The 15,740-nt window shown below is 65.5% G+C and carries 16 protein-coding genes; 8 read left to right on the top strand and 8 right to left on the bottom strand.

Annotation, left to right across the window (positions count from 1 at the left end):
* From JWQ89_RS16155 to JWQ89_RS16140, 4 genes are all read right to left on the bottom strand, one after another.
* Positions 1-1,633, bottom strand: a 1,633-nt coding sequence (locus tag JWQ89_RS16155; RefSeq protein WP_299642616.1) for an ATP-dependent helicase, incomplete at its 3' end; no start/stop codon positions are given.
* A 106-nt stretch (positions 1,634-1,739) separates the two neighbouring features.
* Complete coding sequence (locus JWQ89_RS16150) at positions 1,740-1,958, bottom strand: hypothetical protein (protein ID WP_299642614.1); 219 nt, start codon at positions 1,956-1,958, stop codon at positions 1,740-1,742.
* A gap of 10 nt (positions 1,959-1,968) precedes the next feature.
* Entirely contained in the window at positions 1,969-2,142 is a 174-nt protein-coding gene (locus tag JWQ89_RS16145) for a hypothetical protein (protein WP_299642613.1), read from the bottom strand.
* Positions 2,143-2,154: 12 nt separating this feature from the next.
* Positions 2,155-2,364 (bottom strand): DUF1801 domain-containing protein, encoded by a 210-nt coding sequence (locus JWQ89_RS16140; protein WP_299642611.1) that lies wholly within the window; start codon positions 2,362-2,364, stop codon positions 2,155-2,157.
* Positions 2,365-2,519: 155 nt separating this feature from the next.
* Between JWQ89_RS16140 and JWQ89_RS16135 the strand changes: the two genes are divergently transcribed.
* The gene (locus JWQ89_RS16135) at positions 2,520-2,789 is read left to right on the top strand and encodes a protein usg (protein WP_299642609.1); all 270 of its coding nucleotides are present in this window, start codon (positions 2,520-2,522) and stop codon (positions 2,787-2,789) included.
* Here the strand turns inward: JWQ89_RS16135 and JWQ89_RS16130 are convergent.
* The 4 genes from JWQ89_RS16130 to JWQ89_RS16115 all read right to left on the bottom strand — a co-directional run bounded on the left by JWQ89_RS16130 (position 2,782) and on the right by JWQ89_RS16115 (position 6,691).
* A complete protein-coding gene (locus JWQ89_RS16130) occupies positions 2,782-3,495 on the bottom strand; it encodes a TfuA-like protein (RefSeq protein ID WP_299642608.1) in 714 nt (237 codons plus the stop codon). The two genes, JWQ89_RS16135 and JWQ89_RS16130, sit on opposite strands and share 8 nt — an antisense overlap.
* Positions 3,492-4,610: a YcaO-like family protein gene (locus JWQ89_RS16125; RefSeq protein ID WP_299642606.1), complete on the bottom strand. Its 1,119-nt coding sequence runs from the start codon at positions 4,608-4,610 to the stop codon at positions 3,492-3,494. Before JWQ89_RS16125 ends, JWQ89_RS16130 begins: the two co-directional genes overlap by 4 nt.
* A gap of 90 nt (positions 4,611-4,700) precedes the next feature.
* The gene (locus JWQ89_RS16120; RefSeq protein ID WP_299642604.1) at positions 4,701-4,919 is read right to left on the bottom strand and encodes a hypothetical protein; all 219 of its coding nucleotides are present in this window, start codon (positions 4,917-4,919) and stop codon (positions 4,701-4,703) included.
* 20 nt (positions 4,920-4,939) lie between these two features.
* Entirely contained in the window at positions 4,940-6,691 is a 1,752-nt protein-coding gene (locus JWQ89_RS16115) for a BTAD domain-containing putative transcriptional regulator (RefSeq protein ID WP_299642603.1), read from the bottom strand.
* 425 nt (positions 6,692-7,116) lie between these two features.
* Here JWQ89_RS16115 and JWQ89_RS16110 point away from each other — a divergent pair, with 425 nt between their 5' ends.
* The 7 genes from JWQ89_RS16110 to JWQ89_RS16080 all read left to right on the top strand — a co-directional run.
* The gene (locus JWQ89_RS16110) at positions 7,117-7,572 is read left to right on the top strand and encodes a MucR family transcriptional regulator (protein ID WP_299642601.1); all 456 of its coding nucleotides are present in this window, start codon (positions 7,117-7,119) and stop codon (positions 7,570-7,572) included.
* A 458-nt stretch (positions 7,573-8,030) separates the two neighbouring features.
* The gene (locus JWQ89_RS16105; protein ID WP_299642599.1) at positions 8,031-8,603 is read left to right on the top strand and encodes a 2Fe-2S iron-sulfur cluster-binding protein; all 573 of its coding nucleotides are present in this window, start codon (positions 8,031-8,033) and stop codon (positions 8,601-8,603) included.
* A complete protein-coding gene (locus JWQ89_RS16100) occupies positions 8,600-9,550 on the top strand; it encodes a xanthine dehydrogenase family protein subunit M (protein ID WP_299642597.1) in 951 nt (316 codons plus the stop codon). Before JWQ89_RS16105 ends, JWQ89_RS16100 begins: the two co-directional genes overlap by 4 nt.
* Complete coding sequence (locus JWQ89_RS16095) at positions 9,543-11,810, top strand: xanthine dehydrogenase family protein molybdopterin-binding subunit (RefSeq protein ID WP_299642595.1); 2,268 nt, start codon at positions 9,543-9,545, stop codon at positions 11,808-11,810. The genes JWQ89_RS16100 and JWQ89_RS16095 overlap by 8 nt, the downstream gene beginning before the upstream one ends.
* 203 nt (positions 11,811-12,013) lie before the next feature.
* On the top strand, positions 12,014-13,198 hold the full coding sequence (locus tag JWQ89_RS16090; protein WP_299642594.1) for a phosphoserine transaminase: 1,185 nt from the start codon (positions 12,014-12,016) through the stop codon (positions 13,196-13,198).
* Positions 13,199-13,297: 99 nt separating this feature from the next.
* Positions 13,298-14,881: a phosphoglycerate dehydrogenase gene (gene serA / locus JWQ89_RS16085; RefSeq protein ID WP_299642592.1), complete on the top strand. Its 1,584-nt coding sequence runs from the start codon at positions 13,298-13,300 to the stop codon at positions 14,879-14,881.
* A gap of 291 nt (positions 14,882-15,172) precedes the next feature.
* On the top strand, positions 15,173-15,740 hold a 568-nt coding region (locus JWQ89_RS16080), incomplete at its 3' end, for an adenylosuccinate synthetase (RefSeq protein WP_299642590.1).

The raw sequence follows: 15,740 nt of genomic DNA, 5'->3' as shown, positions 1-15,740 counted from the left end.
AGGTGGCATCGGGCGGGTCGAGCGTCAGCTCGGTGATGAAGCGCTCGCGGCTCGGATAGCCGGCCGCGATCTGTTCCAGCTGGTAGAGGTCCTCCTTCCGCATCTCGGCATCCTCGTACACCGCCTCCATCAGCGGCTCGTACCACATCCGAGCCCGCAGTAGTTCGGCCGGCCAGCCGCCACCGCCTTTGCCGAGATGCTCCACCACCTCGAGCAGCGCGGGCCAGCCCTCCGAGCCGCGCGGCGGGGGAGGGGAGTTGAGCAGCTCGACCAGCGGGTCGGCGCTCTCCAGCATCCGGTCGAGCACCTTGCCCGCTGCACCCGGGCCGACACCCGGCAGCAGCTGCAGCACACGGAAACCCGCCACCCGGTCGCGTGGATTGTCGACGAAGCGCAGCAGCGACAGCATGTCCTTCACATGGGCGCTGTCGAGGAATTTGAGCCCGCCATACTTCACGAACGGGATGTTGCGTCGGGTGAGTTCGATCTCGAGCTCGGCCGAGTGCGACGAGGTGCGGAACAGCACGGCCTGCTGCTTCAGCGCGGTCCCGCCTTCGCGGCAGGCGAGGACGCTCTCCACAACGTAGCGCGCTTGGCTCGGCTCGTCCTTCACCGTCACCAGCCGCGGCTTCTCGCTCGCCAGGCGCTCGGTCCAGAGGTTCTTGGTGAAGCGCTCGGACGATTCCGAGATCAGGGCATTGGCCGCCTCGAGGATCGGCTGGGTCGAGCGGTAGTTGCGGTCGAGCGTCACGATCGCCGCCGCCGGGGTGAACGCGGCCGGGAAATCGAGGATGTTGCGCACCGTCGCAGCGCGGAACGAGTAGATCGACTGCGCATCGTCCCCCACCACCGTCAGCCCGTCGCCGGCCGGTTTCAGCGCCAAGAGGATCGAGGCCTGCAGGCGGTTGGTGTCCTGGTACTCGTCGACCAGCACATGGTCGAACCGCTCCGCCAGATCGTCGGCGATCACCGGCTCCCGCATCATCGCGGCCCAGTAGAGCAGCAGGTCGTCGTAGTCGAGCACCTGCTGGCGCTGCTTGGCCTCGACATAGGCACCGAACAGGTCGCGGAGCTCCTTGCCCCACATGGCGACCCACGGGAAGGCCTGCTTCAGCACCACGTCGATGTCGTCCTGCGCATTGACCACGCGCGAGTAGATGGCGAGGCACGTGCCCTTGGTCGGGAAGCGCTTCTTTGCCTCCGAGAACCCCATCTCGTGACGGATGATGTTGACCAGGTCCGCCGAGTCCTCCCGATCGTGGATCGAGAATCCCGGCGTCAGGCCGATCTGCTCTGCATGCTCGCGCAGCAGCCGCGCCCCGATGCCGTGAAATGTCCCCGCCCAGCTCAGCGCATCGGTGACGATGCCCGACTTGGCGCCCATCACCTGCGCCACCAGCCGTTCCACCCGTCGCTGCATCTCTGCCGAGGCGCGGCGGGAAAAGGTCATCAGCAGGATGCGCCGCGGGTCGGCGCCGTTGACGATCAGATGCGCCACCCGGTGCGCCAGCGTATTGGTCTTGCCCGATCCCGCCCCGGCGATCACCAGCAGCGGCCCGCCCCGATGCTCGACCGCCAGCCGCTGCTCAGGGTTCAGCTTGTCGAGGTAGTGAGGCGAAGGCGAAGGCAGCACGCGAATCGATCCGGATGGGCAGTCGCACTAGAGAGCACCATTCCCGTTTTGTTCGCAATCGGAGCTTAGCCCACAAAGCTGGGGGCGCGGTGACGCGTTCAGCGGCTCAGTCCTGCTCGGTCTTCCCCAGATCTCGCTGCTTTTTCAGGTACGCCACGCCCGAGGTGTAGCGGTCGTGCATCTTGGCGAAGCGGTTGAGGGTCGATTTCGGCACGCCGATCTCGATCAGCTCGTCATGGATCGCCTTGAGGCTGTTCTCCATCTCGTCCATCTCGACGAACATCTGGTCGATCTGATCGCGAGACAGCCGCACCATTGTTGCCATCTCCACCTCCTCAGGGTTGAGCCGATGCCGACTTGTGCCCCTTCGATTTGCGCGTGGTATTTTCGAGAATACGAGCTTTGACCAGCCGGGTCACGAGTTCATCGGGCAGCGGGTTCTCCGGGGTGAAGCGAATGGTGCCTTTGGACGTGTCGAGACCCTTCAGCGCAGTGGCGTGCGCCTCCATCACAGCCGGGCTCTACACGTAGAAGGCGCAATGCGCTTTCCCGGCCCCGAACGAAACCAGTGCACCGTGCTGCCGGAAGGCGGGGATGCCGTAGCCGACATATTCCTTCGCTTCCGGCGCTGCGGCGATGATCACCGCGCGCAGGTGCCCGAGCGCCTGGCGCTGCGTATCCGGCAGTGCGGCAAGGAAGGTTTTCGTGGTCTCGGGCATCGCTTCCGGCATGCTCTTCTCCTCGCGGCCAGCTTGGCACAGCCTGTCAGCACTCGTCGCTGTCTGCTGCTAACCAATTGAAACCATTAAACTATTCGTGTCACGCTCTTGTCACGCGACTGGACTCGCCCGATGCTCATCCGGTCGCCGCAAGACGGAGGAGCCTGATGTTGTCGACGCCTGTCCCTAGTGCCGAACCCGAAGCCTACGGCCTCACCACCGCGCAGATCATCTACCACGTGCCTGATCATTTCGAGCTCCTGCAGGATTTCGTCTGGCAAGAGTACGACTTCTTCCCGCAGTTCCCCTCGCTTCGAAAATTCCTCGCCTTCTGGGAAGAAGAGATCGAAGGACCGCTCCACTCGATCACCGTGGCCCATGCCCGCCTGATCTATCCGATGGAATTGCGCGGGCTGCGAGGTGCCCGGCTCAACTAGGCGCGGCGGTCCCGGCCGCCTGCCTGAGGTAGTGCCGCCACGGATCGGACTCGACGAACGCCCAGTCCGGCGCAGGCCCGCGTCCAACCGGCAGGGACTTGAGCCGCTCGACCAGCAGCAGTGCGTCGGCTGTCTTGGCGCCCACCCGCAACGCCCGATAGCGGTCGGCAAACGCCGGAGGCAGTCCCGCACCCGCGATGATCCCCTCGACCGTGCGATCGGCAAAATAGATCGCCTGCGCCGAGGCCAGCAATGCCGCCGCTTCGCTATCCGACGCAGCGCCCGCCAGCCGCATCGCCGCGATCGTCGCCTCGGCATCTACCAGCGGTTCGCTCAACGGCATGAAGTGGAGTTCGGCCGGCGCATGGGCTAGGCACACGTCGGCATCCTCGACACGCGCGCCGCTCAGATAGCCCTCGGCGATCGGCCCCACCGCCTCCATGCCGTAGGCCGCGCATTCCGCCGCCCGCAGCGCGCCGATCGAGGCGGCGCCTAGGACGCGGACCCCCTGTTTCAGCGCGAACAGGATCTCCTTGTGCCACACCGACGGCACGAAGCCGAAGACGCCGTCGACGAGCCCGATGGCGTCCGCCCCATCGAGCACGGCGCGATGCAGGTCGCCCTGGCGAGCCGGCGCGCGGACGTCGAGTCCGCTGCGGTCGTAGCTCTGCTCGGAGAGCGAGGGGCCGGCGAACAGGACTTTCACAGGAACCCCAGCATGGCGGCGGTCGCCCGTGATCCCGGGCGCCAGTTGCGATTGGTCAGCCGGTCCTCGAGACCCGGCACGAAAACCCTGGCCACTTCGATGTCCATGCCTCGCCCGCCCAGGGGGATGACGACGATCCGCTCCAGCCCGACGCGGGCGAGCCCCGCCCGCATGGCTGCAATCAGCGCCCCCTCCCCGGTCCCGGCGGCTAGCCCTGCTGGGGCAGGGCGGGTCGCGGGCCCGTCCTCGGTCAGCACGGCAATGCTGCGAGCCAGTTCCTGTTCGTACTCGTCCCCGACGATATCGTCGCGGGCGCCGGCGATATTGGTGATGCGGGTCTGCGCCGCTTCGACGATGGCGCGCCGCGCCGCAATCGCCGCCACCGGGTGGCAGCTGGCGCCGGTCGCGGCATCGAAATGCTTGTCGGCGCCGTCGCCGGGCGAGAGCACCGCGTAGATCACCGGCAGGCCGGTATTGCTGGTCTGGTCGAACAGGCGGAGCCGATAGCCGGCACGCGCGATCTTCTGGGCCAAGGTGTCCACGTCGGGGTCGCCGAAGGCTGCCGGGGTTACCGCAGTCGCCTTGGCGGCGGCATCGGCCTTGAAGCCCCAGAGGCAGACCGCGTCGCGCTCGACCAGTTCGCACAACGCATGCAGCAGCGCGCCCGGCAAGTGCGTGCCGGCTGCGATGCCATTGGTCGATTGCGACAATCCAGGGAAATCCCGCGGCGGGGTGCCGAGCACCACGGCGTCATAAGGCACCAGCACTAGCCCGCCGGTCGCGTGGTCGAAACCCTCGACCCAGCGGATGGGCTTGTTTTCGTCGATCACCGCATCCCGCGGCAGCAAATGGCGCACATCGAGCATGTCGAGCCCGGCGGCGCGCGCCGCGGCGATGCTGAGTTCGCGCCGCGGCGTCTCGGGCGCCTCGGCGACGGCGTACTCCGCCGCCTCCATCACCGCCGAGATCTGGGCCGAGACGTCGTCGATGCCCTTGCCCTGGTGGCTCGCGATGGTGGCCGAGTTGGGCCGGATGGCGGCGTAGCAGGGGATGCCGATACGATCGAGGCCGGTCTGGCGGGCCAGCCGGGTGATGCCGAGCCGATCGAACTGCAAAGACAAATCCCGCAGCAGTGCCGCGGGATTTTTCTTCCCGCCCGGCGACGCGTACGCGGCCGGAGGGATCATGGTGTCGTGAAGCAAGGCTTACTTGGAGTGATAGTGCCAGACGGCGCTGCCGTCTTCGCGCTGGCCCGCGGCCACGGCGATGTCGATACCATCGACGATGGTATTGCCGGCGGCGAGCGCCGAACGAACGTTGGAGGGGACGACCGTGGCCTGGTCGACCGGGGAGACAGTCATCAGCTGGGTATCCACCACCAGCAACTGCGACGAGTCTTTTTGTCCGATGATCACGTAACGCATGAGAATTGCTCCTTGTTGGCCTACTTGAATCCGGCCTTTCGCAACGCCTCAATATACAGATCAACATCCGCAGGATCGCGCTGTGGCATACGGGATACCCAACGAGCGGTAGTAAAATCCGGCTGCAATTTAAGTGCTTGCAACCGATACCTGCGGGCAAGGTCCATGCGACCGGCCATCGCCGCCGTTGCCGCCATCAGGCGGAGCGCCGGTTCCGGGTTGCGCATCTGGTTGAGATGGCGAAGCGCCTCTTCCCAACGGCCGCGGAAAAAATTGATACCGCCAAGCGTCCACAGGTATTCATCCGGGGGTACCGGATTGAGACGCACGGCGGCGTCGATCTTCTCCTGCGCAGCAGCAAAATCGGAGTTGTGGACAAGTGTGTCGGCAAAGTCGGCCAGCACGTCGGCATGGTTCGGCGCGAGCTCCGCCGCCATCGCCATGTGCTGGAGACTCTGGTCGAGGTCGCGGTCGAACAAGGCGACGCGACCAAGCTCGCGATAGGCAGTGCCATCATTGGGGTCGATGGACACGGCGCGCTCGGCATGGAGCTTGGCCTTGTCGAGCAGGCCCTTGTCCGACCCGGAGCGCAGCACCCACTCGACCACGTAGGAGCGCGCCAGCGCACTCTCGATCGAAGCCTGCTCGGGCTCGATGTCGCGGGCGATCCGCAGCGATTTCCGGCCGCGCCGGATCTTGGGCAGGTCGAACGAGCGGAGGTTGTGGCGGCCGGTCAGGTAGTGGGTATAGGCGTTGGCGTCGCGCTGGGTGCGCTCGCGCTGCAGCTCGGCCGTCTCGATCGAATCGGCCAGCGCGCGGGCGACGCCATTGGTGAAGTCCCAGTAATGCTCGGGCGCCTTGAGGGCATTGAAGGCGAACTTGTCGGCCCAGACGATCTCGCGGCCCGCGGCGCGCACCAGGCGGATGGCGAGCGACAGGCCGTCGCTGGCAAAATGCGGGGCGATGCGGCTCTCCACCGCGTAGTCGATCTGGTGCGAGCGCACCTCGTCGAGGGCGGTGAACGGGTCGAGCTGCCAGGCCGTGTGCGGGGCGATCACCGACACCGATTTCAGCCGCGAGAGGCCGATGGTCACGTCCTCGACCAGCGCCGGCGCCAGGTGCTTGGGGATGTTGGCCTGCTTGAAGTCCTGCAGCGGCGGCAGGAGCACGACGCGCGGCACGAAGCTCACCCGCTGCGCCTCCTCCTCGGGCAGGCTCCGCCGGGCGACGGTTCGGGGTTGCGCCGGCAGCGGGCGCTCGCTGTCGAACAGGTCGGCCGTCTCGGCCGACGGCTCCAGCCCGAGGCCGTGGCGCAGCCGGTTGCGGAACGCGGCGAAGGCCGCGCGGGCGCCGCTTTCATTGTTCTCGGAGCGGAACAGCTCGATGGTGGCGCGGCAGACAACGTCGGAATAGGGCAGGCGCTCGGCCAGCCGGAACAGCGCGGCATGCGCGCCGCTGCCGCCGATGCGCAGCGCGGCTTCCGTCGCCTGGTTCGCGAACTGGTTCTCGATGCGCGTGCGCTCCAGCGCCAGCCACTGGTCGAACTCGCTGCCGAGCCCACCGACGCCGGCCAGCAGTTCGCCGCGATAGAGCGCGATCAGCCGTTCAAGCTCGGGCGCGTCCTCGGCGGTGCGGACGCGAGTAATCTCGCGCAGGTCCACCACCACTTCCCGGTTGAGCTCGATTTCGGTGGCGTCGGCCTGGAACAGCTCGAAGCCATAGCGGCTTTCGAGGTCGCGCGTATGCAGCAACGTCTGGCGAAGATTGGTCATCGCCTGCTCGGCCGTACTGGACTCCCAGACGCGCTCAGCCAATGCGGAGCGACGGGTGCGGTTGGAAAACTCCAAGTACAGAACCGCCGCCAGGGCGTAAGCCTTCTGGCGCAATTTGACTGCCGAACCATCCGCAAGGCGGAGGACCGGCGTTCCCAAAAGCTGGAGGGTGACCGTTTCACGCATGGAAAGTGATGGGCATGCTCAGTTGTTCCTGCAAATTTGGCGGAAGTTTACTTGACGAAGTAAAGGCCAAAGCGTAGCCACATAACGGCTAGATAACGCATTGAAGTAAGCTACCCAAAGAGGATGCGCTAGCACAATAACCGCGAGGAGGCGCGTAGGGTGGGCTGCAGTTTCCCGCGTATAGGACCCGAAACCTAGGCAACAATCCCGAGGCAGGAATGGAATCAGGAACATCGAATTTGGCCGCAGCAGCGATTACGGAAGCGAGGAGTTCGCAACTGATCGAACTTAGCGCCGACATCGTCAGCGCGTATGTGAGTCATAACGCGCTGAGCGCCAGCGACATCCCCAAGTTGATCGCCAGCGTCCATGCGACGCTCGCCGGCCTGGGCGGCGCTGCCGAAGCAGAAGTGGTAGTCGAACTCCGACCGGCCGTGCCGGTCAGGAAATCGATTACGCCGGAATACTTGATCTGTCTTGAGGACGGCAAGAAATTCAAGTCGCTGAAGCGGCATCTCAGGACCGAATACGACATGTCGCCGGAGGAATACCGCGCGAAATGGGGTCTGCCGGCCGATTATCCGATGGTCGCGCCGACCTATTCGGAAGCCCGTTCTCGCCTCGCCAAGACCATCGGACTTGGCCGCAAGCCCAAGACGCCCGCACCGCGCGGACGCGCCAAGATCGCTTCCTGACGGCATCCGCCGGAAGCCACAATCAAACCGGCGCCCCGGCGCCGGTTCCTTGTCCTGGCAATCTCGCAACAAAGCTGCTCGCGCAGGCGACGCCACGCCCACTCTTCCGTCATAAAAAACTGCCCCCTCCGCTTGGAGGAGGGAGCAGTCAAACATAGGACCCGAATTTCCTACGCTGCAGCATTCTAGCCCCCGGCTCGTGATGCAGGCGTTATGGGCTCGCCCAGGCCAACTCCTTGCTTACCCGGAGGCGATCGGGCCAGTGGCCGGAATTCACCCGGCCTTCCGGGGTCGAACCAGCTTCACAAACGTTTGAGCGGCGGCTGCCACGAGCGCGTCAGCACACGCCCAGGTTTCCTCGATAAACCGGCCCATCGCTTTCGCGCGCGCCGCTGGAACCATGTGCCCCCCGTGGCGTTTCGACACCCGGGCTCAGGGACCATCAGCGGAGCTGACCGATGCCCGAACAGACCCCCCAATCCGATACCCGTGCACGACCCCTCGACCTTCAACCACCCCCCATGGGGCGGATCGAGCTCAAGGTGAACGGAACGACGCACACCCTTGTCGTTGACCTCCGCACCACGCTGCTCGATGCCCTGCGCGAGCACCTTGGCCTCACCGGTTCCAAGAAGGGCTGCGACCACGGCCAGTGCGGCGCGTGCACGGTGCTCGTCAACGGCATGCGCATCACCAGTTGCCTCAGCTTTGCGGCGATGCACGAAGGCGACGAGATCACCACCATCGAGGGGCTCGGCCAGCCCGGTCACCTCCATCCGATGCAGGCCGCTTTCATCGAGCATGATGGCTTCCAGTGCGGCTATTGCACCCCCGGCCAGATCTGCTCGGCCGTCGGCATGCTCGACGAGTACCAGATGGGCTGGCCCAGCCATGTCACGCCGGATGTTTCGGCAACGCAGCCCGCCCTTACCGACGGTGAAATTCGCGAACGCATGAGCGGCAATCTCTGCCGCTGCGCCGCCTACCCGAACATCCTCGCGGCCATCAGGGACGCAGGAGGTGTGGCATGAGACCCTTCACCTACGAGCGGGCAGAAACCCCGCAGGCGGCGGCACGGGCCGTAGCCGGCAATGCAAACGCCAAGTTCATCGCCGGAGGTACCAACCTCATCGACCTGATGAAGCTGCAGATCGAGACGCCCGCCCATCTCGTCGACGTCAACCACCTGCCGCTCGCAGAGATCGAGGAAGTCGATGGCGGCCTCCGCATCGGTGCACTGGTCCGCAACAGCACGCTCGCTGCCGATCGGCGGGTGCGGGAAAACTACCCGGTGCTCAGCGAAGCGCTGCTCGCCGGCGCCTCCGGGCAGTTGCGCAACAAGGCGACGACTGCGGGCAACCTGCTGCAGCGCACGAGGTGCTTCTACTTCTACAACCGCGACATGCCGTGCAACAAACGCGAACCCGGCTCGGGCTGCTCGGCGCTGCAGGGCATAAACCGGCCCAATGCCGTGCTCGGCGAAAGCGACGCCTGCATCGCCGTGCACCCCTCCGACATGGCGGTGGCGATGACGGTGCTCGATGCCCAGGTCGAAACCGTCTCGAGCGACGGCACCTCGCGCGCCATCCCCATCGCGGAATTCCACACCCTGCCCGGAGACACCCCGGAGGTGGAGAACACCCTCAATCCGGGGGAACTGATCACCGCCGTCACTCTGCCCGCGCCGCCCCCAGGCGCCCAGGCCTATCGCAAGGTCCGCGACCGCGCCTCCTATGCCTTTGCCCTGATCTCGGTGGCCGTGGCGGGCGACCGGCTGGCGTTGGGCGGCGTGGCCCACAAGCCCTGGCGGGCAACGAGGGCCGAAGCCGCACTGCAATCGGGGGCAACCCCGAGCGCCGCGGCCGACGAAGAACTCGCCGCCGCCACCGGCCACGGCGACAATGATTTCAAGATACCGCTGGCGCGCCGGATGATGGTGCGGATGCTGACGCAAACGCGGGAGGCCGCTCATGAATGACCTTGCCCCGGGCTTTGCGCCCAACATCCTCGACCAGGACATCCAGGGCATCCTGGGACGTCCGCTCGATCGCGTCGACGGCCCGAAAAAAGTCTCCGGCAATGCCACCTATTCCTACGAGTACGCCGGTCAGGGCCAGGTCGCTTACGGTTTCGTCGTCAATGCAACGATCAGCAACGGCCGGATCCTGAGCATCGACACCGAAGAAGCCTCACGCCTGCCGGGGGTCCTGCTGGTGATGACGCACCTGAACGCGCCCAGGCAGGGGGAGTATGTCACCTTCTACAAGATTCCCAGCGACCAAAGTCAGGACAGCGTCGCGAGGCCATATCTGTCCAGCAACGAGGTCCAATACTATGGCCAGCCGGTCGCGTTCGTCGTGGCCGAGAGCTTCGAACAGGCGCGCGATGCCGCCTCACGGGTCAAGGTAAGCTACGAGCAGGGACACAAGCCCGCGTCGAGGGTAAAGGCCGAAGCGTCGCAAGCCTTTGCACCCAAGACAGTCCGGGGATTTCTCGTGACCGACTCGATCATCGGAGATTTCGAAACGGCATTTGCAGCGGCGCCAATCAAGGTCGACGCCACGTACGAAACACCCTTCCAGCATCATCACGCCATCGAACCGCACTCGACCATGGCGAGCTGGGACGGGGACGCGGTGACGCTGCACGTCGCGGCACAGTTGCCGGTCGAATGCCGGGAGATGATCGCCGCCACCTTGATGATCCCAAAGTCGAAGGTTCGCATCCTGTGCAAGTTCGTGGGCGGCGGCTTCGGCAGCAAGCTGCGCACGGAATCGGATGCCGTGCTTGCGGCATTGGCGGCCCGACAACTGCGCCGGCCGGTCAAGACCGCCTTCACGCGCCAGCAGGTCTTCGTCAACGCCGCCCACCGCACCGAGTCGATCCAGCATGTGCGGCTCGCCGCCGATCGGGACGGGCGAATGACCGGCCTGTCGCATGAGGTGATCGAGCACACCGCGACCTTCGACGAGTTCGCCGAGCAGACCGCCGACTTCGGCCGGCACCTCTACGCCGCGCCCAACCGGGTGACGACGCATCGGCTGGTAAGGCTCGACCTGCCGATGCCCGGCGACATGCGCGCGCCCGGCGAGGCGATCGGCATGCTGGCCTTCGAGCAGGCGATGGACGAGCTCGCCTATGCCCTCGACATGGATCCGATCGAGCTTCGCATCCGGAACGAACCCGCGGTCCATCCTGAGACCGGCAAACCTTTCTCCACGCGGCATCTTGTCGAGTGCTACCGCGAAGGCGCGGCCCGCTTCGGCTGGGACCGCAGGCCCTCGCGCCCGGGCACGCTGCGCGATGGGCGCTGGCTGGTGGGTTACGGCATGTCGGCGGCGATCCGCACCCATTTCAACCGCGGGGCGGAAGCACGGGTGCGGCTCGCGCCGGACGGCAACCTGACCGTGGAGACGGCTATGACCGATATCGGCACCGGCACCTACACGGTCCTGACGCAGATCGCCGCCGAATCGATGGGCCTGCCGACCGACCGGATAACGGTCGATATCGGCGACACCAACCTGCCGCCCGCCCCTGGCTCCGGGGGGTCCTTCGGCGCCTGCAGTTCGGGCAGCGGCGTCTATCTCGCCTGCATGGCGCTCCGCAATCGCATGGCGCGAGCGGCTGGTCTCAACGAGGAAATTGCCATCAAGGACGGCATCGTCTCGGCCGGTGACCAGAAGCTGGCAATCGACGCGTTCATGGCGAGGTATGCCCCCGCCGGCCTCGAGGCCGAGGGGAAAGAGAAGCCGGGCAAGGAAGCCAAGGACTATTCGGAAAGCTCCTACGGCGCGCATTTCGCCGAGGTCGGTGTCGACATCGACTCCGGGGAACCGCGCCTTCGCCGCATGCTCGGCGTCTACACCGCCGGCCGCATCCTCAACGCCAAGACGGCGCGGTCGCAGGCCATTGGCGGGCTGATCTGGGGGCTGGGCTCCGCCCTCCACGAGGAAGGCCTCGTCGATGACCGCTTCGCCAAGTTCGTCAACAACGACCTCGCCGGGTACCACTTCCCCGCTCACGCCGACGCCGTCAATGTCGATGCAATGTTCCTGCCCGAGCTCGACGACAAGACCAACCCGCTGAAGGCCAAGGGCGTGGGCGAACTCGGCATCTGCGGTTCCGGTGCCGCCGTCGCCAACGCCATCTACAACGCCTGCGGGGTGCGGGTCCGGAGCTACCCGATCACCCTGGATAAGCTGATTCTCGACCCGGCCTTTCCGTCCAACGACTAGCAGCCCCCGAGCCTGCAGGCGTGGCTCAAGTCGTCGCCATTGTTCCCAGGGCACCCGGCGGTGCCCTGGGGCGGATTTGGGATGGAGCGGGGCTGTCCACCACCCCCGCTTGTTCCCCATTGACGCTGTCCCGTCACGGGGAGTATTAGCCCGCCTCAGGACACTCCACCCTAACGTGGAGCTTTCGACCTGGGAGGGTCGCCATGGCTGATGTGCCCCTGACTGCGCCGGCAGTGAAACCGGCAAATCCGAATTTTTCATCGGGCCCTTGTGCCAAACGTCCGGGATGGACCGTGAGCGTGCTTGCCGACGCGCTGGTCGGCCGCTCGCACCGCGCCAAGCCCGCCAAGGCGCGCATCGAGAAGGCAATCGCCTTGACCCGCGAGCTGCTCGAAGTGCCCGCCGACTATCTGATCGGCATCGTTCCGGCCTCCGATACCGGCGCTGTCGAGATGGCGCTGTGGTCGATGCTCGGCGCCCGCGGCGTCGACATGCTGGCCTGGGAATCGTTCGGCGAGGGCTGGGTCACCGATGTCCAGAAGCAGCTGAAGCTCGACAACGTCCGGGTCCTCAAGGCGCCCTATGGCGAGCTGCCGGACCTCTCGACCGTCAACTTCGACAACGACGTGGTGTTCACCTGGAACGGCACCACCTCGGGTGTCCGCGTGCCGAATGCCGACTGGATTCCGGCCGATCGCAAGGGACTCACGATCTGCGACGCCACCTCGGCAGCGTTCGCGCAGAACCTCGATTTTACCAAGCTCGATGTCATCACCTTCTCCTGGCAGAAGGCGCTGGGCGGCGAGGCCGCGCACGGCATCCTGATCCTCAGCCCGCGCGCCGTCGAACGGCTCGAGACGTTCAAGCCGGATCGCCCGCTGCCCAAGATCTTCCGCATGACCAAGGGCGGCAAGCTCATGGCCGATATCTTCGAGGGCGCGACCATCAACACTGTCTCGATGCTCTGCATCGAGGACGCGGTGGATGCGATGGAGTGGGGCAAGACGGTCGGCGGGCTCAAGGGCATGCAGGCGCGCGCCGATGCCAACTTCAAGGTGCTGAACGACTGGGTGGCGAAGACGCCATGGGTCGACTTCCTCGCCAAGAACGAAGCCGAGCGATCCAACACCTCGGTCTGCCTCGTCATCTCCGATCCCGAGATCACGGCCCTGAGCGAGGACGCGCAGGCGGCGTTTGCCAAGGCGATCGTCTCGCGGCTCGACAAGGCCGGTGTCGCCTATGACATCGGCGGCTATCGCGACGCCCCCACGGGGCTGCGCATCTGGGCCGGCTCCACGGTCGATGCCGAGAACCTCGCGGCACTGACGCCGTGGCTCGATTTCGCCTTCGCCACCGAAAAGGCGGCGCTCGCAAAGGCTGCCGCCTAACTTCACGAAATTGCGCCGGCTTCTGTTGCAACAGGGCCGGTGCTTTCCATCCATTTATAGTTCATCCGCCGTTCATCGGCGTGGCAAACAGGTGGCGACATGCCCAAAGTGCTCGTTTCGGACAAGCTGTCGAAGACGGCCGTCCAGATCTTCAAGGACAACAATATCGAGGTCGACTACCTGCCCGACCTCGGCAAGGACAAGGACAAGCTGTTCGAGGTGATCGGGCAGTACGATGGCCTCGCGATCCGCTCGGCGACCAAGGTCACGGACAAAATCCTGAGCGCTGCCAATAACTTGAAGGTGATCGGCCGGGCCGGCATCGGGGTCGACAATGTCGACATTCCGGCCGCCACCAAGAAGGGCATCATCGTGATGAACACGCCGTTCGGCAACTCGATCACCACCGCCGAGCACGCCATCTCGCTGATGCTCTCGCTCGCCCGCCAGATCCCCGAAGCCGACGCCTCGACCAAGGCCAGCAAGTGGGAGAAGAACCGCTTCATGGGCGTCGAAGTTACCAACAAAATCATGGGCTTAATCGGCGCAGGCAATATCGGCTCGATCGTCGCGGACCGCGCGCAGGGCCTCAGGATGAAGGTCATCGCCTACGATCCGTTCCTCAGCCCGGAGCGCGCGCAGACGCTGGGCGTCGAGAAAGTCGAGCTCGACGACCTGCTGGCGCGGGCCGATTTCATTACGCTCCACACCCCGCTGATCGACGCGACGCGCAACATCATCAACGCCGCCGCAATCGAGAAGATGAAGCCGGGGGTGCGGATCATCAACTGCGCCCGCGGCGGGCTGGTCGACGAGAAGGCGCTCTACGACGCGCTGAAGTCGGGCAAGGTCGCAGGCGCCGCGTTCGACGTGTTCGTCGAGGAACCGGCCGAGAATAACCCATTGTTCGAGCTCGCCAATTTTATCGCTACGCCGCACTTGGGCGCTTCGACCACCGAGGCGCAGGAGAACGTGGCGTTGCAGGTGGCGGAGCAGATATCGGCCTATCTCAACACCGGCGAGATCGCCAACGCGCTGAACTTCCCCTCGATCACCGCCGAGGAAGCGCCGCGGCTGTCGCCGTGGATCAGGCTTGCGGAGTCGCTCGGCTCGTTCGCCGGCCAGCTCACCGAGACCGCGATCAAGGGGATCAAACTCGAGTTCGAGGGTTCGGTCGCGGTGCTCAATACCAAGCCGATGATCGCGGCCGCGATCAACGGCGTGCTGAAGCCGTCGTTGGGCGACATCAACATGGTCTCGGCGCCGCAGATCGCCAAGGATCGCGGTATCAATGTCGAGATCGTCAGCCGCGACCAGCAGGGCGCCTACGAGGGCTATATCCGGCTGACGGTAGTCACCGAGCGGCAGGAGCGGAGCGTCGCGGGCACGGTGTTCGCCAATGGCAAGCCGCGCATCATCCAGGTGAAGAACATCAACATGGAGGCCGAACTCACGCCCTCGATGCTCTACGTCACCAACGAGGACAAGCCGGGCCATATCGGCCGGCTCGGGACGCTGCTGGGCACCCTCGGCATCAACATCGCCAACTTCAACCTCGGCCGGGCCGAGGTGGGCGGGGACGCCATCGCGCTGCTCTCGATCGACGGCACGCTGGCGGACGACCAGTTGAAGCAGGTCGCCGCGCTCGACGGGGTGAAGCAGGCCAAGTCGCTGAAGTTCTGAGGTAATGAAGTTGGGGAAGGCCGGGCGTAGGTGCCCGGCCTTTTGCCGACAGCGGGTGGAACAAGCCCGGGTCTGCGGCAACACGGATGTGACCGCGCGTGATTGCCAGGGCCTGCGACGCGACGGGATTTGTCAATCGGGAAGGACTGCTCTAAAGGACGTCCGCAACTCCCTCGGACTTCCTTGCCGAAGCCCGCACGGTCAGCTTGCAGCGAAAAAATCGAACCAATCCTTGCGGTCCGCCGGCACTCTGTCCGGCCGGGCTGCCGCTTCCTGAGGGGCATTGAGCGCATGGCAAACGTGATCGTCGTCGGCAGCCAGTGGGGTGACGAGGGCAAGGGCAAGATCGTCGACTGGCTTTCGGAGCGCGCCGACGTGGTGGTGCGCTACCAGGGCGGCCACAATGCCGGGCACACGCTGGTCATCGACGGGACGAGCTACAAGCTGGCGCTGCTGCCCTCGGGGGTCGTGCGCGGCAAGCTGAGCGTCATCGGCAACGGCGTGGTGGTCGACCCGCATCATTTCGTCGCAGAGGTCGAAAAGATCGGCGCGCAGGGGATCGAGGTGACCCCCGAGGTGCTGAAGATCGCCGACAATGCGCCGCTGATCCTAAGCCTCCATCGAGAGCTCGACGCTGTCCGCGAGAATGCCAATTCCGGGCTGAAGATCGGCACCACCAAGCGCGGCATCGGCCCGGCCTACGAAGACAAGGTCGGCCGCCGCGCCATCCGGGTCTGCGATCTCGCCGAACCCGATACGCTCAAGGAAAAGATCGAGCGGCTGCTGGCGCATCACAATGCGCTGCGCCGCGGCATGAACCTGAGCGAATTCAGCGTCGATGCGCTCTACGACGAACTGA

The organism is Devosia sp. (assembly GCF_028290645.1).
Classification (GTDB): domain Bacteria; phylum Pseudomonadota; class Alphaproteobacteria; order Rhizobiales; family Devosiaceae; genus Devosia_A.
This window is presented reverse-complemented; position numbering and strand designations above follow the sequence as displayed.